28 protein-coding genes and 1 tRNA gene are annotated in these 25792 nt (G+C 31.0%); 21 read left to right on the top strand and 8 right to left on the bottom strand.

The window, feature by feature from the left end:
* Window positions 1-124: 124 nt before the first annotated feature.
* Entirely contained in the window at window positions 125-532 is a 408-nt protein-coding gene (locus B0A68_RS02020) for a helix-turn-helix domain-containing protein (RefSeq protein WP_035685160.1), read from the bottom strand.
* Window positions 533-731: 199 nt separating this feature from the next.
* On the opposite strand from B0A68_RS02020, the gene B0A68_RS02025 reads away from it, so the two are divergent.
* A complete protein-coding gene (locus tag B0A68_RS02025) occupies window positions 732-1592 on the top strand; it encodes a hypothetical protein (protein WP_123947469.1) in 861 nt (286 codons plus the stop codon).
* Window positions 1593-1845: 253 nt separating this feature from the next.
* Here the strand turns inward: B0A68_RS02025 and B0A68_RS02030 are convergent, their stop codons facing one another.
* Window positions 1846-2325, bottom strand: coding sequence for a hypothetical protein (locus tag B0A68_RS02030; RefSeq protein WP_035685154.1), 480 nt, complete (start codon window positions 2323-2325; stop codon window positions 1846-1848).
* Window positions 2326-2723: 398 nt separating this feature from the next.
* On the opposite strand from B0A68_RS02030, the gene B0A68_RS02035 reads away from it, so the two are divergent.
* The gene (locus B0A68_RS02035) at window positions 2724-3641 is read left to right on the top strand and encodes an AraC family transcriptional regulator (protein WP_035685150.1); all 918 of its coding nucleotides are present in this window, start codon (window positions 2724-2726) and stop codon (window positions 3639-3641) included.
* Between the two features lie 282 nt (window positions 3642-3923).
* Here B0A68_RS02035 and B0A68_RS02040 read toward each other — a convergent pair whose 3' ends face one another.
* The 4 genes from B0A68_RS02040 to B0A68_RS02055 all read right to left on the bottom strand — a co-directional run bounded on the left by B0A68_RS02040 (window position 3924) and on the right by B0A68_RS02055 (window position 6098).
* Entirely contained in the window at window positions 3924-4100 is a 177-nt protein-coding gene (locus B0A68_RS02040; protein WP_240475252.1) for a GIY-YIG nuclease family protein, read from the bottom strand.
* Window positions 4101-4283: 183 nt separating this feature from the next.
* Window positions 4284-4958: a hypothetical protein gene (locus tag B0A68_RS02045; RefSeq protein ID WP_035685147.1), complete on the bottom strand. Its 675-nt coding sequence runs from the start codon at window positions 4956-4958 to the stop codon at window positions 4284-4286.
* 222 nt (window positions 4959-5180) lie between these two features.
* On the bottom strand, window positions 5181-5435 hold the full coding sequence (locus B0A68_RS02050; protein WP_035688202.1) for a GIY-YIG nuclease family protein: 255 nt from the start codon (window positions 5433-5435) through the stop codon (window positions 5181-5183).
* 198 nt (window positions 5436-5633) lie between these two features.
* Entirely contained in the window at window positions 5634-6098 is a 465-nt protein-coding gene (locus B0A68_RS02055; RefSeq protein WP_035685144.1) for a JAB domain-containing protein, read from the bottom strand.
* Window positions 6099-6488: 390 nt separating this feature from the next.
* Here B0A68_RS02055 and B0A68_RS02060 point away from each other — a divergent pair, with 390 nt between their 5' ends.
* The 8 genes from B0A68_RS02060 (at window position 6489) to B0A68_RS02095 (ending at window position 13644) form a co-directional block, all read left to right on the top strand.
* Window positions 6489-7532 carry a tyrosine-type recombinase/integrase gene (locus B0A68_RS02060; protein ID WP_035685141.1) on the top strand — a complete coding sequence of 348 codons (1044 nt, stop codon included), beginning with the start codon at window positions 6489-6491 and terminating at the stop codon, window positions 7530-7532.
* 122 nt (window positions 7533-7654) lie between these two features.
* Window positions 7655-8173, top strand: coding sequence for a hypothetical protein (locus tag B0A68_RS02065; protein ID WP_035685137.1), 519 nt, complete (start codon window positions 7655-7657; stop codon window positions 8171-8173).
* A gap of 203 nt (window positions 8174-8376) precedes the next feature.
* Window positions 8377-9210: a hypothetical protein gene (locus B0A68_RS02070; protein WP_205623786.1), complete on the top strand. Its 834-nt coding sequence runs from the start codon at window positions 8377-8379 to the stop codon at window positions 9208-9210.
* Between the two features lie 308 nt (window positions 9211-9518).
* Window positions 9519-10436, top strand: a complete 918-nt coding sequence (locus B0A68_RS02075; RefSeq protein WP_051892640.1) for a hypothetical protein — start codon at window positions 9519-9521, stop codon at window positions 10434-10436.
* A gap of 176 nt (window positions 10437-10612) precedes the next feature.
* Window positions 10613-11089 (top strand): hypothetical protein, encoded by a 477-nt coding sequence (locus B0A68_RS02080; protein ID WP_035685134.1) that lies wholly within the window; start codon window positions 10613-10615, stop codon window positions 11087-11089.
* A 200-nt stretch (window positions 11090-11289) separates the two neighbouring features.
* On the top strand, window positions 11290-12492 hold the full coding sequence (locus tag B0A68_RS02085) for a putative phage abortive infection protein (RefSeq protein ID WP_035685131.1): 1203 nt from the start codon (window positions 11290-11292) through the stop codon (window positions 12490-12492).
* Between the two features lie 164 nt (window positions 12493-12656).
* A complete protein-coding gene (locus tag B0A68_RS02090; protein WP_035685127.1) occupies window positions 12657-13163 on the top strand; it encodes a hypothetical protein in 507 nt (168 codons plus the stop codon).
* Window positions 13164-13335: 172 nt separating this feature from the next.
* Window positions 13336-13644: a hypothetical protein gene (locus tag B0A68_RS02095; protein WP_123947470.1), complete on the top strand. Its 309-nt coding sequence runs from the start codon at window positions 13336-13338 to the stop codon at window positions 13642-13644.
* Between the two features lie 394 nt (window positions 13645-14038).
* Here the strand turns inward: B0A68_RS02095 and B0A68_RS24300 are convergent, their stop codons facing one another.
* Complete coding sequence (locus tag B0A68_RS24300; RefSeq protein WP_123947471.1) at window positions 14039-14233, bottom strand: hypothetical protein; 195 nt, start codon at window positions 14231-14233, stop codon at window positions 14039-14041.
* A 19-nt stretch (window positions 14234-14252) separates the two neighbouring features.
* On the opposite strand from B0A68_RS24300, the gene B0A68_RS02105 reads away from it, so the two are divergent.
* The 7 genes from B0A68_RS02105 to B0A68_RS02135 all read left to right on the top strand — a co-directional run bounded on the left by B0A68_RS02105 (window position 14253) and on the right by B0A68_RS02135 (window position 18886).
* Window positions 14253-14549 carry a hypothetical protein gene (locus B0A68_RS02105; RefSeq protein ID WP_035685117.1) on the top strand — a complete coding sequence of 99 codons (297 nt, stop codon included), beginning with the start codon at window positions 14253-14255 and terminating at the stop codon, window positions 14547-14549.
* A 200-nt stretch (window positions 14550-14749) separates the two neighbouring features.
* Entirely contained in the window at window positions 14750-15259 is a 510-nt protein-coding gene (locus tag B0A68_RS02110; protein ID WP_035685112.1) for an SMI1/KNR4 family protein, read from the top strand.
* Window positions 15260-15480: 221 nt separating this feature from the next.
* Window positions 15481-15969 carry a hypothetical protein gene (locus B0A68_RS02115; protein WP_035685109.1) on the top strand — a complete coding sequence of 163 codons (489 nt, stop codon included), beginning with the start codon at window positions 15481-15483 and terminating at the stop codon, window positions 15967-15969.
* A gap of 175 nt (window positions 15970-16144) precedes the next feature.
* Complete coding sequence (locus B0A68_RS02120; protein ID WP_035685107.1) at window positions 16145-16765, top strand: hypothetical protein; 621 nt, start codon at window positions 16145-16147, stop codon at window positions 16763-16765.
* Between the two features lie 189 nt (window positions 16766-16954).
* Window positions 16955-17584 carry an FEKKY domain-containing protein gene (locus B0A68_RS02125; RefSeq protein ID WP_035685104.1) on the top strand — a complete coding sequence of 210 codons (630 nt, stop codon included), beginning with the start codon at window positions 16955-16957 and terminating at the stop codon, window positions 17582-17584.
* Window positions 17585-17737: 153 nt separating this feature from the next.
* Window positions 17738-17959: a hypothetical protein gene (locus tag B0A68_RS24385; protein ID WP_035685101.1), complete on the top strand. Its 222-nt coding sequence runs from the start codon at window positions 17738-17740 to the stop codon at window positions 17957-17959.
* A gap of 147 nt (window positions 17960-18106) precedes the next feature.
* On the top strand, window positions 18107-18886 hold the full coding sequence (locus B0A68_RS02135; protein WP_035685098.1) for a hypothetical protein: 780 nt from the start codon (window positions 18107-18109) through the stop codon (window positions 18884-18886).
* A gap of 125 nt (window positions 18887-19011) precedes the next feature.
* Here the strand turns inward: B0A68_RS02135 and B0A68_RS02140 are convergent.
* Window positions 19012-19084 (bottom strand) — tRNA-Met (locus B0A68_RS02140).
* Window positions 19085-19200: 116 nt separating this feature from the next.
* Between B0A68_RS02140 and era the strand changes: the two genes are divergently transcribed.
* The 4 genes from era (at window position 19201) to B0A68_RS02160 (ending at window position 25733) form a co-directional block, all read left to right on the top strand.
* The gene (era, locus tag B0A68_RS02145) at window positions 19201-20082 is read left to right on the top strand and encodes a GTPase Era (RefSeq protein WP_035685094.1); all 882 of its coding nucleotides are present in this window, start codon (window positions 19201-19203) and stop codon (window positions 20080-20082) included.
* A gap of 27 nt (window positions 20083-20109) precedes the next feature.
* Complete coding sequence (locus B0A68_RS02150; protein WP_035685090.1) at window positions 20110-21108, top strand: hypothetical protein; 999 nt, start codon at window positions 20110-20112, stop codon at window positions 21106-21108.
* A 400-nt stretch (window positions 21109-21508) separates the two neighbouring features.
* Complete coding sequence (der, locus tag B0A68_RS02155; RefSeq protein ID WP_035685087.1) at window positions 21509-22819, top strand: ribosome biogenesis GTPase Der; 1311 nt, start codon at window positions 21509-21511, stop codon at window positions 22817-22819.
* Between the two features lie 154 nt (window positions 22820-22973).
* Window positions 22974-25733, top strand: coding sequence for an outer membrane beta-barrel protein (locus B0A68_RS02160; RefSeq protein ID WP_035685085.1), 2760 nt, complete (start codon window positions 22974-22976; stop codon window positions 25731-25733).
* Window positions 25734-25792: the final 59 nt, after the last annotated feature.

Genomic DNA, 25792 nt, shown 5'->3' on the forward strand with positions numbered 1-25792 from the left:
AAGAGAATCAAGAAAGGTAAAAACAAAAAAGCCCTGGATTTCTCCAAAGCTTTTGTTTTGATGTTTTATAAATGATCATTTCTTAATTTAATATTTCCAGATATGAATAAGAAGTATCCCTAAATTATTTAGTGATTAATTTTTCAAGCCTTGCCATCATTTCATCTTTTTCTTTCAGCATACGCTCGTATAAAGCAATCTTTTCTTCGTGAAGTTTTAAAACCTCTTTTACAGGATTAAATGTTGGATGAATATTAATTGCAGAAGCTCCATCTTTAAAATCTGAAAAAGTATTTGAAATAATATTTATTGCCTGCTCCTCATCAAAATTCTGAAAAGCTTCCACAGGAATTTTTAATGAATTCGATATTTGTTTAAGTATATCATTTTCTATTACATCTTTTTGCTCCAGTATAGAAATTTTCTTTTGATTCCAGTCATTTCCCATATCAAAAGCCAATGCTTCCTGTTTGATGCCAAGCATTTCTCTAAAACGTTTTACGTTTCTTCCCTGATGTATTTTCTGTTCCATAATGAATATCAATTTTCTAAAAGCTCAAAGATAAAGCCATTTGTATTAAAAATCCTCAATTTCAAAGATAAAAAATATATATTTGGAAATAAATAATGTATGAAATTTATCATGCAAAGCTGCCTGAATTTGGATGACTTTGTGTGGTTTTATCACGTATATAAATAAGTTGACAGAGATTATAGAAAAATCTAAAATAATGAAGATAAAATCAATTTTTATACTTGTTTTTTTATCACTTATCTTCACTTTTTGTGGAAAGGATTTGAAGAATAAAAAACAACAAAAACAAAAACAACATAAACTTACAATAGAAGTTCAAAATGCTGTAGATAGTTTGTCTTTAATTGACGAAATTCGATTACGTGGCACAAAAAGATTTGATGACTTACTAAAAGTTGCTTCCAATCAAGATCTTGTTTTCTTAACAAAGAATAAAAATCCAAAAATTAGATGTTATGCTTTTAACGGTTTAATAATAAATAAATATCCAGAACTCACGGATATATTTTTTGAACATTTAAAAGACACTTCTGTCATACAAACAAGATATGAATGTACAGGTGAAAGAACAACCGTTATGAATTTTATGCTAAACTATTTTCATCCAAAAAACATAGGAGTTAAAAACAAGTTTAGTGAAATTGAATACAATAAATACAACAAAATAGCTGAATCATATAAAAAGAATATAAAACCAGTCAAGATTGAAAATTATGAAAAAGAAATAAAAAAACTTCAGAATAATGATTTAGAATATTTTCAAGATTATTATTGTGCAGATTCTAAAGATGAAGATTTTGAAGTAAAAAGAAAACTCGTAAAAAAGAATATTGAATTTGTTAAATATGAAGAAATGGTTTTAGCAACTGCATACTTTGAAGTAAATGGATGTAATTCACATTTTCCAAACATAGAAAGAAGAAATGATACAATTATCTTAAAATATCAAATGCGAAATAAATATCCTTGCGATGAAAAACACAGAATAATTGAAAAAATTAATTTTGTGATTTTTGATCAATATGTAACCAAAATAAAAACAGTTATTGCAGAATAAAAAACAATCTGCCAACAGGCATTTCCCAGGCTGGTGCGAGCGTCCTGTTCGTAAACTCAACGAAATGTTGACAAAGATAGTTAAAACAAAAAAGCTCCAGATTTCTCTGAAGCTTTGTATTAGTAGCGGGAGGCATTCAAATATCTAACAACTTTATTTATGATTTTTATAAAATAGCTTGGTTATAAATACATATTTATTCATTAAAAATTGTTTTAAATATCATGACAGAAACAAATCCTAGAAAATAAAGTCAATCTTCTGGTTTGATTTTTCCATTTGAAAAATCCTCAATAAACTTCATGGGATCTGCAACAAACTTTAAAGCACTACTATTCTCGATACTCTCTCTGAAATTATCTATTTGAGGCTCAAATAAATTTTCATTTTGATCTAAAATTAAAAAATCCAATTCTCTACAAATTGCTAGAAATGGAATAAGAAAATAATTAATGTCGCCTCTTAAATCCAGTCGAAACCTAATATGAACAATTATATTTTTGTCTAAGTTGTAGGTAACACCAATATCCGATTTATCGCTCGGACCCCAACTTTGAAATTGATTCATACTCCATGATCTTTCAATAAAAGTATCAAGCTTATCAAAGAAGGAGTCTTTATCAACATAAAAAATGCCAGACCAATCATGCACATAAAGGTCTACTTGATTACTTTTTGAGTATTCGTAAAAACTCCTTGGAATTGCATTATAGGTTGTTTGCCAAAGTGCCATATAATTTATCTAAAATTTCGTGACTTAGTACGTTAGTGGTAAGTTAATTAAAAAAACAAAAGTAAAACAAACTTTAAAACTAAATTGATTTTTCAAATTGTTTTAATTAGAGTATACTTTTTTCTGTAATTGGCGCAAGCGTCCTACAAGTGAATAAAAGTTATTTCAAAGTATAAGTGTAAAGTAGAGTAGTTTAAAACAAAAGCTCCAGATTTGTCTGAAGCTTTGTCTTAATAGCGGGAAGCATTCAATTATCTAACCGGTTAATTCAAGTTTATTATAGTATTATCCCATGTGCATCCTAATGTTTTTTTAATAACTTATAATATAAAGTGACCCAAATTTGGATAGCTTTGTGAAGTCCCACACATATAAACAAGTTGTAAAGCATTTAAGAAATGACAGAAAAAGATAAAGAAATACAAGCTGATTACAAAAATCGAATTAACCGAGTTTTTGAGTTTATTGACCAAAACTTGGAATCGGACTTATCGTTAAATGCAGTTTCGGAAATTGCTTTTTTTTCATCATTTCATTTTCATCGAGTTTTCAAATTTGTTACAGAACAAACTCTACATGAATATGTAAAACGAAGAAGAATAGAAAAATCAGCATCTGATTTGTTACATAAAAACATAACAGCAACTGAAATAGCACATAAATATGGATTTAGTGATAATTCTTCCTTTTCCAGAGCATTTAAAAAGTATTTTGGAGTAAGTCCGACTGAATTTAAAAACCAAAATCCAAATAGATTTAGCAAGATTCGTCAACTTAAAAGCAAGAATGGACAAGAATATCCTGACTATGAAAAATACATTTGTGTCATTAATAATCTTAAAAATTGGATAAAAATGAACGCAAAAATTGAAATTAAAGAAATGTCAAAAATGGATTTGGCTTATGTATCAAGTATTGGTCCTCATAACCTTGAAAATGCCTATGCAAAATTAATGCAATGGGCAACACCAACAGGATTAATGAACGACCAAACAAAAATGATAACGATTTATCACGACAGTTTTAAAGTTACTGAAGCCAACAAAGTACGGATGACTGCTTCGATTTTACTTGATAAGCCAGTGGAAACAATTGGAGAAATCGGACTGACAACAATAGAAGCTGGAAAATTTATCGTTGGAAATTTTGAAATTGGATTAAACGAATTTGAAAAGTCGTGGACTGGATTATTTGTCTGGATGAACGAAAATGGATATAAGAAAGCTGACAGAGAGCCTTTTGAAATTTATTATAATAATTTTAATGAACATCCTGAAAGGAAAGCTATTGTTGACTTTTGCATACCAATTGAATAAAAAATGCTGTAGAACAATTGCCATAAGTGATTGCTTTTTTTTCGTCTACTTTTGAAAAAAATTCCCTCGCTCTCCCAAGTATTACTTATAATGCTGCGCAAATGTCTCTGACTTTGCGCATTTTTTTGATGTTATTATGAAAATTAAACATGATAAAATCTCTCTACTTTTTAATTTTTCTCTTAAAACAAAAAAGCCTCAGATTTCTCTGAAGCTCTTTTTTCTTAGTAGCGGGAACAGGACTCGAACCTGTGTCCGCCGTGGCGGATATGAGCCAATAAACTATAGATTTTGAATAAGATCTTTAATGAATTCTCTTCCAATTCCAGTTTTAAAATATTTTTCTCTTTTCATTGCCTCAGATTTTGAATTGAAAAATTCAGTATAAATTACGATCCAAGGTCTAAATTTTAAAGTATATCCTTTTGTTTCAAGGAAATTATGAGATTTAACCCGCACAGTGCAACTCGTGGAATATTTTATTTATTACAAGTTATTTATTATATAAAAAGTGATCATGTACAATCTTTGTGGCACAGATTGCAAATCTGCACTAACGATTGACCTTATACCTGCGCGATATGATTCCTAATAAAATTAGTCATTCTCGAGCTATTGAGAATTAATTAGAAATTAGATCTTTTATTTTAATAAATTATTTCCAAAAAGATGTTCGTACAATTTGTTTTTATCTATAATAGCGTTTTTCTTCAGAGGTGTCATGATGAAAATATATAGCTGATCTTCAGAATGATAAAGTACTATGTTAGCATTTATGTTTTTTAATCCATAATATTCTATTTTGCTATATATTACCTTTGAATCTTGATTATTAATTTTGATGGCATAGTTACTGAAATTTAGATTAAAGTTTTTTATAGTATCATTATTTATTTGGTAATTTATCTCATTATCTGAAAAAAAATCTATGCGATTAATTTTATAGTCATCTTTAAATATTTCCGGACTCAAATTAACTTCGAATAAACCTTCGTTAATAGTAGAAAAATATCCTGGTGTTGGATAATTAGCTGATTGATGATTATTGAAAGTACAATTCTGAGAAATATTTTTAAGTTTTATGACTAGTAATGAGTACTTTGATTCAATTTCATATTGTGAGATAATTGAATCATTCTTTAATATATAAGTACCAATACAAACATCGTGGTTTTTAAAGGGTAACAAATTTTTTATTTTCATGCTTTTTGTTGGAACGAAATTCATTTCGTTCATTGAATTCATTTCTTTTTCTATTAGATTTTTTTTGCAACCCAAAAAGATAAAAAGCAATAAAATGGTACAGATAATTTTCATGTTACTTTTATTTAAAACGAAGTTATTTAATTTTCTGTAATTAAAACTCCTATCGCTCCAATATGTAAACAACGGACAGTACAGATTTGCAATCTGTGCCCGCAAAGAGAATCAGAATTATAGAAACAAAAAAAAACTCCAGATTTCTCTGAAGCTCTTTTGTCTTAGTAGCGGGAACAGGATTCGAACCTGTGTCCGCCGTGGCGGATATGAGCCAATAAATTATAGATTTTGAATAAGATCTTTAATGAATTCTCTTCCAATTCCAGTTTTTAAATATTTTTCTTTTTTCATTGCTTCAGATTTTGAATTGAAAAACTCAGTATAAATTACGATCCAAGGTCTAAATTTTAAAGTATATCCTTTTGTTTCAAGGAAATTATGAGATTTAAATCTTTCAATTAAATTAGATGTGAAACCTGTGTAATTTTTATTGAACTTTTCAGAATAAAGAATATAAATAACAAATTCTTCCATAAATATATTGTTATAAACAAAAAAAACACCACTTGTTGAAGTGGTGTTTTTTGTCTTAGTAGCGGGAAGCATTCAATTATCTAACCATTTTATTGAAGATTACTATATGATTATTGCACTTGCATCTTAAAAATATACATAGGATAATCTTTAACTTTTTTGGATATCTTTTATAGATAAAAATAGTTAAAAAGGCGCTTATAAAGCGCCTTCATCAGCAAAGGAGTAGTAGGATTCGGAAGTTATAATTAATGAATCCAGTAAGGTGATGTCAAGGAGCCTTCCTGCTTCTTTTACTTTTCGAGTTATCTGTTTATCGGCTTCAGAGGCTGTTAGGTTTCCTGAAGGATGATTGTGGATCATCATCAAAGATGTGGCATTTGCCTTAAGAGCTGCTGAGAATATTAATCTAAGATCTACAACAGTTCCTGCAATTCCTCCAGAAGAAATTTCGTAAATACCAAGTGCTTTATGAGCGTGATTCAAAAGCAATACTTTGAACTGCTCGAAGAATTCTATTTTATTATAATCCCAAGCTGAAAGCATTAGTATATATGCATCTTTTGAAGATTTGATTTGTGGTCTTTCAGAGTTTTTTACTTTTGTTTTGTAGATCAGTTCAATTTCAGATACAGTCTGCCAGTTTTGATTTAAAGTTTCCATAGTTTCTATATTTTATATTAATTATGGAACATTCGCTGGGAATCGCTCAGCAAGCGCAAAAAGCAACGCAATAAAGCAGGAATTTTTTCCTGCATTTATGGGGGAATTTTTTGCTAGCGCCCGCAGGTGATTCCCGAACTTTGTGACGAAATTAAATAAGATTAAGAAGAATAAAGAGCCGTTTGATTACCTAATTTTAATAGTGAAAGATCACTATACTATGTGTGAAGAAAAATTAAACTCTTCGATGATTAAAATATAAAACTTTGAAGGGAATTGATAATTGCACGATCTATCAAAATTCAGCTTATTTTATTACTCTTCTTTTGTCTTTATACTCATTTTGAGATTGATCTTAATTTATTATTTTAGTAGTTAAATTGCATAAGTATGAGATGGGAAGCCAAAATTATTACTCATAAAAAAGAAAAAAGAATTGCAGTGTATTTTGAAAAAAATGCCGAATTAATAGTTCGAATAAAAAAGCTAACAGGTTCTCGCTGGAGTCAAACTTTGGGAGTTTGGCACCTTCCTGATACGGTTGAAAATAGAGAGCGATTTCATTTGGCACCTCCCTCTTATTCCTTACCATCAGAAGACGGCATTGAGCAAATCGAAAAATTCAAACAAATACTGCGTTCCAAACGTTACAGCGAAAACACTGTTACGACTTACAGCGAAGCCCTGAAATCTTTTTTGGTTTTCTACCGGGAGAAAGCGGTTGCCGAAATTACGAACGAAGATGTGATTGTATATAATAACGAGTATATCTTAAAGAATAATCTTTCGGCTTCTTACCAAAACCAAATCGTTAATGCTATTAAATTGTTTTTTCAAACCATTCGAGAAACCAAGATGATAGTGGATAAAATTCATCGTCCCAAAAATGCCAAAACCCTACCTAATGTTTTGAGCAAAGAGGAAGTCAAATTGATTTTGAATGCCCATAGTAACATCAAACACAAAATGATGCTTTCGCTGATATACAGTTGTGGCTTGCGCTGTGGTGAATTATTAGCGCTTAGACCTGTTCATATCGATTCTAAAAGAAATATTGTATTGCTTAAAAACTCCAAAGGGAAAAAAGACAGAATTACACCTTTATCTCCTAAAATTTTAGAAATGCTTCGGGAATACTATGTCTTATTTAAACCCACAACCTATTTGTTTGAAGGTGCAAATCCTGGTGAGCCCTATTCAGAAAAAAGTTTGCAAAGTGTATTAAAACAAGCACTCAAAAAAATTGGCATAACAAAACCTGTAACTTTACATTGGTTGCGCCATAGTTTCGCTACACATTTACTTGAAAGCGGAACTGATTTAAGGTATATTCAAGAACTATTAGGCCATCAAAGCAGTAAGACCACCGAAATTTACACCCATGTTAGTACGAAAAGTATTCAACAAATAAAAAGTCCGTTTGATGATTTATGAAATAAAAATCCTATTTTTGAAAAGAAATAATACTGACAATTGTCAGACATAGCGACCCAATTTGGGGTAGATAAGTCGGACGTAGTCAGACATATATACAAGTTAGCAGGCATACACCAAAAATGAGAATATCAAGAAAATATAGAAGGATTGGAAATTATTTAACAGGATTGTTTTTTGTTACGATATGCTTTTTTGGAAGCTTTTTAGCATTCAAAAATGCGGAATTAAAACTGAAAGAATTAAACTCATACACTGGAAAAATAATTGAAAAAGGAATTACTGATAGCTATTCGAGTATTAGTGGAAAAGGAAATCTTAAATTTAAAGTTTTCTATTTAAAGTTGGAAGGACTTAATCAAATTTTGGCTTCATATAATCCTAAAAAGTCTTACGGAAATCTGGATAAAAACTTAAAAATTGGAGACACAGTTAAGGTTTATTTTAAAATGTCAAGCACCACAACTAAACCAAATTTAGCAACGTTCCAAATTGAAAAAAAGAATATAATTATTCTCAATACAAATGATTATCAATTTCGTGAAAAAATTGTTGGCTATATGGCTATATTAGGCGGATTTGTAATTATCGGAATTGCAGTTTACCAAGACAAAAAGTATTGGAAGAAAATTAGAAAATAGTACGCCTGCTAACACACGCTACAAGCAATTTGGGTATTTGGCTTAATGGAAAGTTGGTTTTGTATTTGTGATGATTTGGCAAATCCGAAGAATGGTCTTAATTTAGTCCCAAACTGCTTGTAGCGCGAGAACGTTACTGGCTAGTTACCAAAAAGCTGAAAACCAAAACTAAACAAGGAACAAACATCTGAAAGCGAACTATAATGGGAAAAATGAAAGATTGGCTTTTAGACATGCAAGAAAATGCAACGGAGTATGCACTTGCGAAAATTCTTGGGATATCTTATGAGGAATTAAATGAGCTAGATTATCAAATTGAAACTGACGAAAGTAAAGACGGAATAATTTATAATTACAGATTCGAATTAACTGGAAATTCACCAACACAAATTATTCAAAAAATTAACCGCCTACAAGATGGTAAACGAGTCTATTTAGAACCATGGGAATTAGATGATGAATTTGACTATGACTTCCAATTCGAAGCCATCACTAATGACAAAAATTTCTTAAAAAAATTCCACGAAGAAATTGATAATTTGATGTCATTACTTGCAATTAAAATAGAAGAACCAAATCAAAAAAAGATATTAAACAGACAAGTATTTATTGGTATAATTGGAACAATGGAATCTTTTCTTTCTGATGTATTTATAAATTTAGTTTTCGACAATGACAATTATTTCAAAAACTTCATTAAAACCCATCCTGAATTCAAACAACGTAAATTTGAACTACGAGAAATATTTGAGGAAACAGACAGGCTCGAGGAAACTGCCAAAAAAATTATGCTTGACACTATTTATCATAATTTACCTGTAGTTAAAGAAATGTATGAAGACACTTTTAAAATTAAATTTCCTTCTATCAAAGAAGTTTTTAAATATGTATTTCAACGTCATGATTTAGTACATAGAAATGGAAAAACAAAAAATGGAATAATTGTAGAGACTAACGAAGAAGCAATACAAGACTTGACAATGAAAGTGAATGAAATGATAACTAATTTAGCGAAAGAACTAAAATTGAATAATTGAAAATAATACCTTGAAAATAATACCTTGAAAATTACGAGCCGAAAAGCAGAAACGTGAAAGTTGGATTCTGCCAACAGAAGCGTGAAAATTTGCGGTTTAATTGTAATTTCGACAAAATAACCAGCCAGTAACACACGCTACAAGCAATTTGGGGATTTGGCATAATGGAAAAATTGGTTTGTATTTGGATGATTTGGCAAATCCGAAAGATTACGCTTCCTTAATCCCAAACTGCTTGTAGCGCGAGAACGTTATGGGTTATTGCAAAAAATAAAATCGTACAAAAAATTAGAAACAGTAGAAATAATATGAAAAAAAATATTTTAGTTTTATTAATTACATTATTTAGTTGTGATTTATTGTCTCAAAGTGTAATTGCAACAGTTAATAGTGGTTCACATTTAATTTTGACTACAGATTGGTCAAAATTTAATAATGTGAACCTAATGATCGAAAAAGTAGATGGAACTAAAAGTAAATCTTATCTTTTTTCAACTTCTAGACCTATTAACCCCACTGCTATGTATGTAGATGGGCTACAAGATGATTTTGAACAAGGTTCATTGGTAAAAGTATATATTCTAAAACCAAAAATAAGTGGAATTATATCTAATCAAATACTAGCAACAGTCAATAGTGGTTCACATTTAGAGAAGGCAACTGATTGGTCTGTTTATAGTAATAAAAATATACTTGTAGAGGAAGTCAATGGAATGAACCAGAATGTATATAAATATTCAAGTTCGAGACCTACTAATCCGAATGCAATGTTAGTAACAGGTTTAGAAAATGCATACGGACAAGGAACAAATGTTTATGTATACATAATTGAAGATGTTAATTTCTTGAACAATAACATGGGAATTGGAACAAATACTCCATCATATAAACTTGATGTCTGTGGAACAATTAGAGCACAGGAAGTAAAGGTTGATTTACAAGGAACCTGTGTGCCTGATTTCGTATTCAAAAATGATTACAAACTTATGGATTTAAACACATTGGAAAAGTTTGTAAAAACTAACCAGCACTTACCTGAAATATCTCCTGAAAATGAAATGATTGAGAATGGACTCAATATAAAAGAGTTTCAGATGAAATTGTTACAAAAAATGGAAGAAATGACTTTGTATGTAATTGAGCAAAATAAAAAGAACGAGAAACAGGAGCAAAAAATAAAAATACTGGAAGCTGAAATTAAGAAAATAAAATCTACTAAAAGATAAGGATTGTCAAGCAACAACCCATAACAGCTAGTAAGCAATAGTCGGGAATCAGGCTTAATGGAAAAATGGTTTTGTATTTGGGAAAATAGTGATAATCCGAAAAAATTGTCTTTACTTAACCCGACCATCGCCTACTAGCAAGACGTTACCAGCAAGCCAACAAAACGAAAGAAGTAATGACAAGAATAATATTGACAATAGCTGTTTTGCTTTTTAACTGTTTGACTTTTTCTCAGACGGCAAAAAAAGAGAATTACGCATTGATAATCATAAAAGGAAAAGTTATAAACGAAAACAAGCAAAGATTTTTGATAACTCCTACTACTCTTACCAACAATACTAAAGAAACATTGAAATATTACAGTATGTCTTGTTCTTGGCAAGACTTTTATTCTGTTGATAGTAAAGAATTACAAGTTGATGGACAAGATTGTGACAAAAATATCCCGATAATTTTGACACTTGCACCAGGAGAATCAAAAACAGTAGAAATTAGGTTATTAATGAATCGGACAATTGATGCTTCTGAAATAAAATTCAAAATCGGATTCAACTTAATGAAAGTATCTAACACTCAAAAAGAATTTGACTTTGACTTCAATGAACAGCAGAAAAAGAAAAACATAATTTGGTCAAACATAATTTCAAGATAAATGAACAAATGGCCAGCTGGTAACAGCCACTACAACGGATTTGGGCATTTGGCTTAATGGAAAAATGGATTTGTATTTGGGATGATTTGGCAAATCCGAAGAATGGGCTTAATTTAGTCCCAAACCCGCTGTAGTGCCAGAACGTTAGCAGAAATACTTTTAGAACTATGGTACAAATTAGCTTCTATTTTGAAAAGCAAATGAATACACTAATCGAATATTTGAAAAATATTAAACACCCAATTTTTAAATTAGCCTGGACATTAGTTGGTTTAGGTTGTCTAGTAATAAGCTATTTATGTGTAAGATCCCTTTTTTTTACTTGGATTTGGGGTGGAGAATTAGATTTCGCTTTGACTGGACAAGTTGGTGATTTTATTGGAGGTGTTGCTGGAACATTCTTTGCACTTTCTGGTACATTACTCATATTTTTATCTTTTAAAGAACAAACAAAGCAAAATAAAAGAGAAGCTTTTGAAACAGCCTTTTTTCAAATGCTAAATCTCCATCGAGCAAATGTTAGCGAAATGAGTTATACAAAATTTGAAAATGGAGAACTACAAAAATCTGAACATCGAAAAGTTTTTAGGCTTATACACCAAGAATTCATAGAATGTTATAAAGAAGTTAGAAAATTCTCTAACTCCAAAGATTTTGATTATTACCTAACACGAAAACATAAAAACAAGCTTCAAAATTTAATTAATCAAAATAACATTGGAGCAAACGTTTTGGATATGGCTTTTATAGATATTGCCTATACAATTATCTATTATGGTTTGGGTGAAGAAGGTGAAATTATAATCAGAGATAAATTTAAAAGAAAATATAAGGATACATTTTTTTATCCATTGCTAACATATATAAAATTAAAACCAAAAAAAGAGAGCAAAAAAAGGTGGCAAAAATGGGAACATTTAAATAAGTTAGAATACAAAGTTTTTAAAAAAGCTAATGAAGAATTTTATGATTACAAGAAACACAAAAATGAAGAAAAACTTTCCGATGATTCATCCTATCTTGTAATTAAAAAAGACTATTATAAATATTACGGAGGTCATCAACACAGATTAGGTCACTATTTTAGACATTTATTTCAAAGTTTCAAATACGTAAATTATCATGAATATTTATCTGACAAAGAAAAATATTTCTATGCTAAAACACTTCGAGCTCAACTTTCCACATATGAGCAGGCAGTAATATTTACAAATAGTATTTCAAATCTGGGATGGAAATGGGAATTTAATCCTGAAATAGAACTTTTAAAATCTGGGGAATCCGCAAAAGAATCCAAACTGATTACCAAATTTAATGTTATTAAAAATTTACCTGGAAATCACTTTTATGATATAACTTTCAACAAATATTATCCTAACGTAAAATTTGAAAGAGAAGAATAAGTACTTCTGCTAACAGCCGTTTGGTGCGATTGGGGTTTTAGGCTGAATTTAAAGATGGTTTTGTATTTGGAAAATTTGTGTTTAACCGAAAAATCTCGCATCTTTAATCCCCAACCTCGCCAAGCGCCAGAACGTTATACCACATTTTAAACGCGTAACTGCAAATGGAAGAAATAGCAGAACAAAGATTAATAATAGATATTGACCTTAGGCCAAATGTAGACGATGTTTACACAGGAAAATGCCTTGTGGCAAACTCTGAAATAGTTATGCTTCTAAATTTTGATGAAGAAAACGGAAATTTTGACGGATATACTATTGTGAAAAATAGTGACGTTGAAAAATATCGAACTTGGGAAGAAAAAGATTTTGGAGAATTGAAAAATGACAATTCAGAAAGTTTGGTAGCTAACATTAATTTGAATGACTTTACAGATTTAGAAAAATCATTGAAAAGCTTAGTTTCCGAGATAGTTTCAATTTTTGCCTATGATGATGAAGATTCATTTCTTGTTGGTAAAATATTATGGGCTACAAATGATTCAGTTGAATTACATTTAATTGACGAAGATTCGAATTGGAGTGAAAACGAAATTATTAAACTAAGTGATATTAGTTATCTTGGTTTTGATACAGAATACGAAAGAGAAATAAAGAAAAACGCGGTATAACAGCTACTACAACGGATTTTGGCAATAGTCTTACCGGAAAGTTGGCCTTGTATTTGGGATGATTTGGCAAATCCGAAGAATGGGTTTAATTTAGTCTCAAACCCGCTGTAGTACCAGAACGTTAGCGATAATAACCTACAGAAATATGAAAAATCAAGATATAATAAATGCTTTGAACAAAATAGTCAATCAGAACTATCACTTTTCTGATTATGATGTACAAAATATTATATCAGAACGTCGAAATATTCTAATTGATACGTACAAAAACTTTGCTGAAAATTTATTGGGAAAATTGGCTCAAGAAAAAAGCGTAGAAGAGATAAATAGTTACATAAGTGATTATGTAATTAAACTAAATACAAAGTTATATTCCAAAAACGAATATGAAGTTTTATTATTGAAAATTAACGAGATATCATATTGGATTTTTGGAAATAGTTTCCCTTTGGATTACTATAATGAGAAGAACAATGTGTGAAGTTACTATCGCTAACAGGCACTACAACGGATTTGGGCATTTGGCTTAATGAAAAAATGGTCTTGTATTTGGGATGATTTGGCAAATCCGAAAATATGGCTTAATTTAATCCCAAACCAGCTGTAGTGCCAGAACGTTATGCCTCAGTTCAACCGAACTGAGGCTGAAAAAGAAACGTTTTTCATAATACTTAAATTTTAAAGGATGGATAATGAACAAATAATACATGAATTTTTGTTAAAATTTAAAGGGTTCAAAAAAGGAGCTAAAATGCATTTAACAGATACTATCAGACGAGATATCGTAAAAAATTTACGCTTTAATACTGACGATGCAATAAATTCTATTTTGAATAGCGGATATTTCAAATTAGAAATGCACGATTCAGTTAGCCTTACAGACGAAGGTTTTGAATACGCAAATCAGACTCACTACTAAAAACTTGTTTGCCTTTAATTACGATATAAGAAGAAACATCTTCCTTCGCTTTTAATAGTTCAATTGTATCGTTGTAAACGTCATCATTTGGGGCAATTACAATTACTGTTGAAAAATCAAATTTCTGTATTATAAAAAAGTATTCTAGCATAATAATTAAAATTTTAAATATGAATAATGAAATAAAAACGAGCGACAATATCGCAGGTTCAATACGTTTAATTGGTAGTTTAATATTAATTGGTGGAATCGTCCTTTTAGGAATATCACAAATTATGGAAATAAATGTTGAACCTAATTCGGAAAATATGAATGCTGAAACATTACTTGAACTCCCTAAAAAAATTGCAGACAAAACTAACTTTACTCTATTAGGAGGATTATTAATTATTGTTGGTTTGCAATTATCTTTCATATCAAACCAAGTAATTGCAGAAATCAAAGAACAATTTAAAAAGTCGTTATAAAAAACGATTCTGCTAAATAAAGAACCGAAGGCATAACAGCCACTACAACGGATTTGGGCATTGGGCTTAATGGAAAGATGGTCTTGTACTTGGGATGATTTGGCAAATCCGAAAATAGGACTTAATTTAACCCCAAACCCGCTGTAGTGCCAGAACGTTAGCCGTCACTTTATGACCGACCGAGAACACAACAAGAAATTATGAATATAACAGAACTTATAAACTTAATCAAGCAGGACGAGAACTGCGAAGTCAGACCTGCGAATAAGGAAATTGCTTTACCGACAAATATTCCTGACGACTTAAAAGAGTTTTACGAATTAACAGACGGAATTAAATTGTTTGAAAGCGAACCATACGGAATAACGATTGTAGGACGAGAAGAATTTATTCCGACAAATAAATACTTGTATCCAAAGGACGATGTTATTTGGGAAGAACTTGAAGGCGAAGTTTGCAACGAATGGTATTTAATGGCAAAGATTGATGAAATGAGCCAATATATTAGTATCGATTTGACAAACGAACGAAATGGACAATGTTATGACAGTTTCTATGAAACCCATTCGCTACAAGGCGACTCAGCCATTGTTGCGAAAAATTTTACTGAATTATTGACAAAACTCTATCACAATAAAGGGCAACATTGGTATTGGTTACAAGACGACTTTAAAAAATTAGGAGATGCTTATGACGAACCAATAATATAAAATCCAATTTCGGTGGACAAAAAAGCGAACGGCTAACAAGGGTTTTGCGTCAGGCGGGCTGAAATGCAAAATTCAACGGCAGTAATTCTATTAAATTTTAGTAATAATATCAACTTTTGTGCTTCGATTTCCCGCCCGAACGCAAAGCCCCGAAACGTTACCAGCAATTGCACAAAAACAGGAAGAATTCAAGAACCGAATCAACAAATAACCGAAATAATATGGATGAAAATCTCATCGATGCCCTTTTAAACGATATTCAAAACAAACCTGAATATATACTAGAAGAATCGGATATAGTGCGTAATGGCGCTACACAAATACAATATCGGGAAATTGTCAGTTTCCTATGCGAAAATGATTTCATAAGACAGCCTTTTAAAAATCATGGAAAATTGACTATTTTGGAAAAAGGCAAGGAAGTTTTGAAGTTAGGAGGTTGGCAAAAATATTTACTTAAAGAACAGCAAACTAAGGAACAAACTGCACAAAAGGCAATTTATGACGCACGAATCTCTAAATTTCAGGCAAGATACGGAAAATATGCATTACCAATTTCTGCGATATCACTTTTAGTCGCAATTGGATCGTTGCTTACTGGAATATTAATGTACCAATCCAGAATAAAAGAACTTGAGATTAATCAAGAAAAGCTGAAAAATAAAATTGAAAAAATTGACTCTGTGAAAAATAATATTAAACAGAAATAACCAATAGTAACTGCTGGTAACAGCCGTTTGGCGAGATTGGGGTTTTAGGCTGAATTTAAAGATAGTTTTGTATTTGGAAATTTTGTGTTTAACCGAAAATTCTCGCATCTTTATTCCCCAACCTCGCCAAGCGCCAGAACGTTACCTGCAATTTAAACAACACTTATCCTTAATTATGAACAAATCATTACTATTTTTTTTTCTGATTTCATTAAAATTATATTGCCAAGACTTTGAAGGGAAAGTTGAATATAAAATTTCATATAAAGTCATTTCTACTAAAGAAAATGAAGTCAATCTAAAAAAAGATTTAGGGACGAAAACTACATTTATAGTTAAAAACGGATTTTACAAAGAGATAACCGATGCAGAATATATGAACTATCAATTGTACAATCCAAAAGAGAATAGACTATACTTTACAGACAAGTTTACACCGAAGACATTATATTTTTATAGAGGTCAAAAATTACCCAATACGAAAGTTGAATACAAGATTATTAAAAATGCCGAAACAATTTTAGGGCATATTTGTGATGTCCTTATCTATAAAACTGACAAATATGAAATAGCTTTATATTATTCAAAAGATTTAAAGCTCAATCCAGAATATTTTAAGAATTTCACTTATTTGAATAGAAATAAAAAAGCACAAATAATGAAATCCATTTGGTTGAAACAAATAATTACCACCAAGGATTACGTTGCGACATTAAAAGCTTCCAAAATAATATTCGCAAAAATTAGTGATAGTGAATTTATTAAACCTCAATACGATCTCTTGAAAGAACAATAAACTGCAGGTAACACTTGCTACAAGAGATTTGGGCATTTGGCTTAATTTGGAAAATGGTTTGTATTTGTGAGAATTTTTGTTAAACCGAAAAATAACGCTAATTTTAGTCCCAAACCACTTGTAGTAAGGGTACGTTAGCGGTAATTTTGCCTCCGAAAAGACCGAAAAGAGAAAAAAACCAATTGAATAATGAAAAAAATATTAATCATAACTATTTTAAGCACAGTTCTACTTTGGATAATAAATATTTTCTCTTACTATTTATTAAACTATCCAAATGAATTAGACATTTTGAAAATCATAAAAGAAAATGTTGAATGGAAACCTTTACTTTTGATTTATTTAGCTTTAATTTTCATTTCAATTATATCAAGTTTCTTGTTTTTTAAAAATCGAACATTCCTAAATAAATTTTGCAGAATTATGATTGCCTTTAACATAATTGGAATGATAATTATGAGTGTAATTGGACTTAATCGATTTATAGAAAATAAGAAATATTTTGACGAAATTTTGACTGAGTTTAGAAAAAAAGCTGAAAAAGACATAAAAAATGATGATGTAAAAACTTTTGGTTTTGGATTATCATTACCTCCTAAAAATAAAATTCAAGAAATAGAAAAAGTAAAAACAGATAGTATTTTGAAAATCTACGGACTGAAAGTTAAAAATCTTGGCTGTAGTATAACGCCAGAATTAACAAAAGCATCTGAAGAGTACGAAAAAATAACTGAAGTTTATCTAACAAAAAGAAATGGAAAAGGTTGGAGAATGAAAATGGAAAACGAAATACAAAACGTAAATAAAAACTACCGCTAACAGCCGTTTGGCGTGATTGGGGTTTTAGGTTGAATTTAAAGATGGTTTTGTATTTGGAAAATTTGTGTTTAACCGAAAGATCTCGCATATTTATCCCCCAACCACGCCAAGCGCGAGAACGTTAGCTGTTATTTTAAACAAAAGAAAATCTAAATGGAACATAAATTTAATGATTGGGCAATGTATCTAAATGTTTGCGCTTCATATAGTGAAACATTTCGACAAGAGATGGCTGTACAACTTCTTGAAGAATTTTATAGATTGTTAGAATTTGAATCCCCCTGCTGGCGCGAGCGTCCCGCTCGTGAACGCAACGAGATGATAAACACAGTTAAACCAAAAAAGCTCCAGATTTCTCTGAAGCTTTTGTCTTAGTAGCGGGAAGCATTCAATTATCTAACCAGTTTATGGATGATTTTTGTGAAATTTTATACGCATAAATTGTATTAAAAACATTTTCTATATTCGCTTGACGAAAAATCACATCATGAAGCAGAGAATATAAAAAAATAACAACTAATTATGGAAATAATAATAAGAAAATCATATTTTTTTTGGGATGGTGACGCATACAAGTATGGAGGATTCGGAGAAATAATTGATAAATGTTTTTCTGTTTCTGAGGCTGAAATTTTAATTGAAAAGCTAAGCATTGATTTTTTGAGACATATCAATCCTCTTATTAAAGATTATGTTTTTTCAAATAATAATTATGATAAAGATGTTGAACTAATTGAAAAGGTAACTGTTTTTTTTAAACAGGAATTTCAATTAGACTTCAAAACTGAGTTTTGGTTACCAGCAAGGGCAACTGATAAACAGGTGTTGGAATTATCAAAGCTTTTTCCATTCCCTTTTTACTCAATAATTGAAAAAGTTAATGACACTTTTTACATAAATGAACTTAATGATGCATTCTGGAGTGAGAGTGAAATAATTGGAATAAAAAAATCTGAGTGGGATTTTACAAATATTTGTCTAGGAATGAAAGGGCAAATAAAACACCTTTACAATGATATTGAAATTGCTAAAAAAGACGCAACTAAAAGATTGCTTTCGAATGTTATGCGCGAAAGTAATCATCAACTTTTTAGCAAACTTACAAATTTGAAAGAACTACAATTTGTACAAGAATGGCACAATGAAATTGATTACTATGCTGAAATTTTACCTAACAATATGCAGAGTAAAAAGACAGGAGAAGTTATTGCAAAAATTAAAAACATTGTTAATGTGGAAGATGTTTTTCAAACCAAAGAAATTTCATTTGAAGAGGCAATATCATTTGAAGAAATTCCATAAAAAAAAACTGGAAACAATGCATACTTCGCCCCTGCTGGCGCGAGCGTCCCGCTCGTGAACGCAACGAGATGATAAACACAGTTAAACCAAAAAAGCTCCAGATTTCTCTGAAGCTTTTGTCTTAGTAGCGGGAACAGGACTCGAACCTGTGACCTTCGGGTTATGAGCCCGACGAGCTGCCTACTGCTCTATCCCGCGATGTTTCGGGTGCAAAGATACGTCGATTTTTTAGAAATCCAACGAAAACTTTAAAAAATGTTTTATTTCCTGTATTGAGTTGATATGACTACCTTTGCACATTAAATAATACTCAAATGTCACATAAAGCAGGTTTTGTAAACATCATCGGGAATCCAAACGTTGGAAAATCAACATTGATGAACGCCTTTGTTGGAGAACGATTATCAATCATTACATCAAAAGCACAAACTACACGTCATAGAATTTTAGGAATTGTAAACGGAGAAGATTTTCAATTGGTGTTGTCTGATACGCCCGGAATCATTAAACCGGCGTACGAAATGCAGGAATCGATGATGAACTTCGTAAAATCGGCTTTCGAAGATGCTGACATTTTAATTTACATGGTCGAGATAGGGGAGCAGGACTTAAAAGACGAAGCTTTCTTTAATAAAATCATTCACGCTAAAATTCCGGTTTTGTTATTGTTAAATAAAATTGACAATTCTAATCAGGAACAATTGGAAGAGCAGGTCGCTTTTTGGAAAGAAAAAGTGCCAAATGCAGAAATTTTTCCAATTTCGGCATTGCAGAATTTTAATGTACCGGAAGTTTTTGGAAGAATTATCGAATTATTACCAGAATCTCCTGCGTATTATCCTAAGGATCAATTAACAGACAAACCAGAACGTTTTTTTGTAAACGAAACCATTCGTGAGAAAATCTTGTTGAATTACAGTAAAGAAATTCCGTATGCGGTTGAAATCGTAACAGAAGAATTCTTTGAAGATGAAAAAATCATCAGAATCCGTTCGATTATTATGGTAGAACGCGAAACTCAAAAAGGAATTATTATTGGGCATAAAGGTGCTGCTTTGAAAAAGGTAGGAACAGATGCACGTGCAGATTTGGAGAAATTCTTCGGAAAACAAATTCACATTGAGCTAGTTGTAAAAGTGAATAAAAACTGGAGAAGCAATGCCAATATGCTGAAACGTTTTGGGTATAACCAGTAGTTTTCCAAAACGTTTAGATCTTAATTTATGCAAATTTCAAGCAAGTACTCCATACCAATTTGTTGTGGACTTATAGTTATTGTGGGTTTAGCATTCTTCTTTCAACCAAAGAAAGATAGTGTAAAACCTGCTCCCGTTAAGAAAAAGACAGAAATAGTTGCAAAAGTAGATTCAGTCGCGTCCTTTGATACCACAGCATGTTCAGATGTAGAAGTGAAATTGTTTTTGAAAGAATTTATAAAGCAATTCCACACCAATAAAGCTGCCAATATCAATAAATTTGTTGATAAAAATGATGGACTTGCAATATTTGTAAAGGATGGATATTATCCTGTTTTAAGTTTTTCTAACGGAATTGATGATCGGATTGAATGGTTCAATTTTAAAATTTATGAAAACGTAATGCATGAACCATTTCCTGAATATCTAGGAGATACCGAATTTAAGAAGAAAGGCTTTTTTTATATAGATTATAAAAATAAATTTAGTTTAGACGACTTCGATGATATTTATAGTGCTCGAACTGATGAAGATAAAAAACCTTTTCGTATTCTTGAAAAAACATGTAATTATAGAGCTGATGCCATGTCAGTTGACGGAAATCTGATTTTGACACTGTATTTTAGAATATATAGAGATAAAAAACAATTGGTAGCTATTACTCAAGATACTGTAGAAGATCATTTATTTACTGACCCTCAAAGAGCGTTTATAAAAATTGATACAGAATTGGAGGTTGAGGAGTTTTTATTGAATCATAGAAAGTTCTGTGATTCAGAAACTAAAGGATATATTGATTTTGATAAAAAAGAATTGACTTATTGTGATTTTGGAGATAAACCATTCTCATTTACGGGTTATAAAATTGATTCGATTAGTAATCTTTCTCAGAAAATTAAAGTCCGGGAAATTGAGTTTTTTAATTCAAAAGAAAAATTCACATTAAGATTATCAAATAAGGGAACTTTTACATCTTATCAAATGGGAGCAAGGCCATTGTATATTTATAGTGTTTGTGATAAATAGTTTGAGAAGAAGTCGAAGACAGGATTTTGAAATGATGAACAAATAGTTCTATTGAAAATGACTGCCCTAGCCCTGATAGAAGTGGAAATCCTTTTGTGAAGCTTTAGCGAAACAAAAGATTGAAACGGATAGCAGGAATAGCTCCTGAAAAAATAAATAACTTTCAATTTTTTGATTATACTTTCTGGGTTCTAAAACTTGAAACGTGAAACCTCAAACTTGAAACAAAAAACAATAAAAACTTAGGTACTTAGAAACTTAGTCCCGAAGCTTCGGGATAGTCACTTTTTTAACTACCTTTGCAAAAAATTTAAATAAAGCATTTTTGATTTGTAATTTATTGTGGTTTAGTCAAAAACGAAATCTAAAATTTTAAATCTGAAATCTAAAATTCAAAAAAATGAATAACATTGTTGCGATAGTAGGAAGACCTAATGTGGGGAAATCGACCCTTTTTAATAGGCTGATACAAAGAAGAGAAGCTATTGTAGATTCAGTATCTGGGGTTACCCGTGATAGAAACTATGGTAAAAGCGAGTGGAACGGAAAAGAGTTTTCTGTCATTGATACCGGAGGATATATTCGTGGATCGGATGATGTTTTTGAAGGTGAAATCCGTAAACAAGTAGAGCTTGCTATCGACGAAGCAGATGTTATTATTTTTGTTGTTGATGTAGAGGAAGGAATTACACCAATGGATGAAACGGTTGCTAAATTGTTGCGTAAAGTAACAAAACCAGTTTTATTGGCTGTAAATAAGGTTGATAACGCAATGCGTGAAAAAGATGCTGTTGAGTTCTACAATCTTGGATTGGGAGAATATTTTACATTTGCAAGTATTTCAGGAAGTGGAACCGGAGATTTATTAGATGCTTTGATTGATTCTTTTCCAGAGAAACCAGAGCCGGTTCAGGAAGAAGTTGTTTTACCTCGTTTTGCTGTTGTTGGTCGTCCAAATGCTGGAAAATCAAGTTTTATCAATGCATTAATTGGTAAAGAACGTTTTATGGTTACGGATATTGCAGGAACGACTCGTGATGCAATTGATACTAAATTTGACCGTTTTGGTTTTGAATTTAACTTGGTTGATACTGCGGGAATCCGTCGTAAGGCTAAAGTAAAAGAAGATTTAGAGTTTTATTCTGTAATGCGTTCAGTTCGCGCAATTGAGCATGCAGATATTTGTATATTGGTTATAGACGCAACCCGCGGATTTGAAGGTCAGGATCAAAGTATTTTTTGGCTTGCAGAGAAAAACCGTAAAGGTGTTGTAATTTTGGTAAACAAATGGGATTTGGTAGAAAAAGATACCATGTCGACACGTGATTACGAAGAAAAAATTAAAAAAGAATTAATGCCTTTTACAGATGTGCCAATTCTTTTCGTTTCTGCTTTAACAAAACAACGTTTATTGAAAGCGCTGGAAGCTACAGTTCAGGTTTTTGAAAACAGAAAACAAAGAATTCCTACTTCAAAATTCAACGAATTTATGTTGAAGGTAATTGAGGCTTATCCGCCGCCGGCAACAAAAGGTAAATACGTAAAAATTAAATATTGTATGCAGTTACCAACTCAGACTCCTCAGTTTGTGTTTTTTGCCAACATGCCTCAATATGTTAAAGAACCATATAAGAGATATCTGGAAAATAAGATTAGAGAAAATTGGGATTTTTCAGGAGTTCCAATCGATATTTATATCAGAGAAAAATAGAAAAAAAGTCCCATTTTAGGGGCTTTTTTTATGTATAAAACCATCCGGCGAATAGTTTAGACTAATTTTTGTGGCATTATATTTGAATAAATGTAAAAAATACAATTAAACCTTTTTAGGTTTTTTTAGTCTAACTATTCTAACTAACCAATTTATGACCAAATTTCATTTCTATCTGCTTTTTACACTTTTTGCTTACACGGCAAATGCCCAGAACGATATTACTGTTAAAGGAACTGTTATTGATATTAATACGCAGCTGCCCTTAGAATTGGCAACTGTTTATTTTACTACTGTAAAAGATTCGACGATTATAGAATATGCTACAACCGATAAAAACGGTGATTTTAGAATCAATATGAAGAAATATGATAAACCTGTGTTTATAAAGGTAAATCATATGGGATATCAAGTTTATTATGAAGAGCAAAAATCACTTTTAGAAACTAAAGATTTCGGAAAACTATATTTACTCGAAAATGTCAATGCTTTAAACGAAGTTATTATAAAGAGCGAAGCAGCGCCTATAACGATTAAAAAAGATACATTGGAGTTTAATGCAGCCTCTTATAAAGTTCGCCCAGATTCTAATGTAGAAACTTTATTGAAACAGCTTCCTGGTTTTGAAGTAGATAATAATACCGGAAAAATCACCGTAAATGGGAGGGAAGTAACGCAGTTTTTAGTAAATGGTAAAACATTTTTTGATAAAGACGGCGCAATTGCTTTAAAAAATCTCCCAGCAGAAATTATCAAAAAAATTCAGGTTTCTGATTTTAAAACAAAAAAGGAAGAACTCTCTAAGCAAGAATCGACATCAGATTATTCTAGCGTAAATATTACGATTGACGAAAATAAAAATAAAGGTTTTTTCGGAAAAATTATTGGAGGTTACGGTTCTGATGAGCGTTACGAAACCAGTGCTATTTTAAATTTTTTCAAGAATAAACAAAAAATCAGCATATTGGCGGCTTCAAATAATATTAATTCATCTGGTTTTTCTCAGGATGAGGTTTTTGATAATATGGGGGGAGGCAGAAACAGCAAAGGGAATTCGCAAAGCTCATCGGGAGGAAAAGGAATAACGCAGTCTAATATGGCCGGAATTAATTATTCTGATGACTGGACCAAAGATATTGAGTTTATGAGCAGTTATAACTTCTCTAACTCGATTAATAAAAACGACAGCAAATCAAGTCAGATTAGTTTTCTGCCTGATGGAAATATTTTGACGGATGCAGATTCTAAATCTCGAAGTGAAAATACAGGAAATAATGTAAATTTTCAATTAGAATATAAAATTAACCCGACAACTCGACTTGTTGTAATTCCAAGCCTTAATCAGTCCCGATCTAACAGTAATTCGTCTTCAACAACTTCTTCTGAAGATGAAAACGGACTGGCACTGAACGAAAGCAAATCAGAATCATCAAACGAGAATTCGAGCACTAATTTTTCTAACAGTATTAACTTTAATAAAGCTTTTGAAAAAAAATCTCGTAACTTAAGTTTCGTTTTTACAAATACGAATACCAGAAGCGATTCTAACGGTTTCAACCTTTCTGAAACTATTTTTTATCAGGACAATCAGCCCAAAGATGAGCGAAATCAAAACAATAAAAATAAAGCAGATTCAGATTCTTATAGTATAGATTTAGAGTATACGGAGCCTATAACCGATTCGCTGCGAGTTAGATTTGGATCAGATTTGGATTGGAACAGTTCATCAAATGATCTTAAAGCATTTAATTATGATGCTTTGACACAGGATTATTCAGATCTGAATGCCTCGTTGTCTAACTTTACAAGTTCAAAACGAAATTCAATTACTCCAAAGGTTGGAATCACGCTTCAAAAAAATAAATTTACCATCAACCTAAATTCTAAAACATCTATTATAGAATATGATAATCATTCGCTGTATTTGAATCAAGTAACTGATTTGAATAAAAGATATGCACTGCCATTTGGAAATTTTCAAGTTCGATATAAGTTCAACAGATCAAAAAATCTAACGTTTAAATATGATTATTCAAATGCACTTCCGTCTGCAACTCAATTAATGCCGGTTCTAAATTTGACAAATCCTTTGAATACTGTTATTGGTAATCCTGATTTGAATCCTATTGAAAAAAATAGTGCAGCAGTTGATTTTAGAAATTTTGATTTCAGAACTCGTTCCGGTTATACCTTAAATCTAAGAGGAGATTATTATAATAATGATGTTGTTTCTACTTCTGTTTTTGATGACAGCGGAAAAAGAACCACTACATATGCCAACATATCGGGAACATATATTGTCTCTGGAGGTGCCAATTGGAATCAATCTATTAAAAGAGATGCTCATGTTTTACGATATAGTTTTGGTGTAAACGGAAGTTATTCTTTTGATAAAGGATTTACAAATGAGCTTGTGTACAATGCAAAAACAACCACAGTTACGCCAAAAGTTAGTGTGACTTACGAATACGGACAATTGCTTAATATTTCTCCATCTTACAGTTTGTCTTATAATGAAGCGAAGTATGAGAATTATTCTCGAGATGCAAGCTCCAATGTAGTACACAGAATTAATCTGCAGACAACAACATATTGGCCCGAAAATCTAATTTTTGGAAACGATTTCGGATATAATTATAATTCTAATATTTCGGGGAACTTTAAGAAAGATTTTTATTTATGGAACACCAGTTTGTCTTATGGATTCTTTGATAAAAAGGTTTATGCAAAAATAAAAGTTTATGATGTTTTAAATCAAAACCAAAGTGCAACGAGAACTATTTCTGCAACTTCTATTAGAGATGAAGAAAATACCGTTTTAAAACGATATGTAATGTTTTCTCTTTCTTATAAAATAGGAAATTTTGCTTCTAGCGAAAAGAAAGGCAGAGGAAAACAAAGAGGAGATTTCTAATTTTCTGCTTTTTAAAGTATTAGATAAATAAAATCATAAAAAAAACGAGATACGTTCTT

The sequence above is a fragment of the Flavobacterium reichenbachii genome (assembly GCF_002217435.1).
Lineage (GTDB): Bacteria > Bacteroidota > Bacteroidia > Flavobacteriales > Flavobacteriaceae > Flavobacterium > Flavobacterium reichenbachii.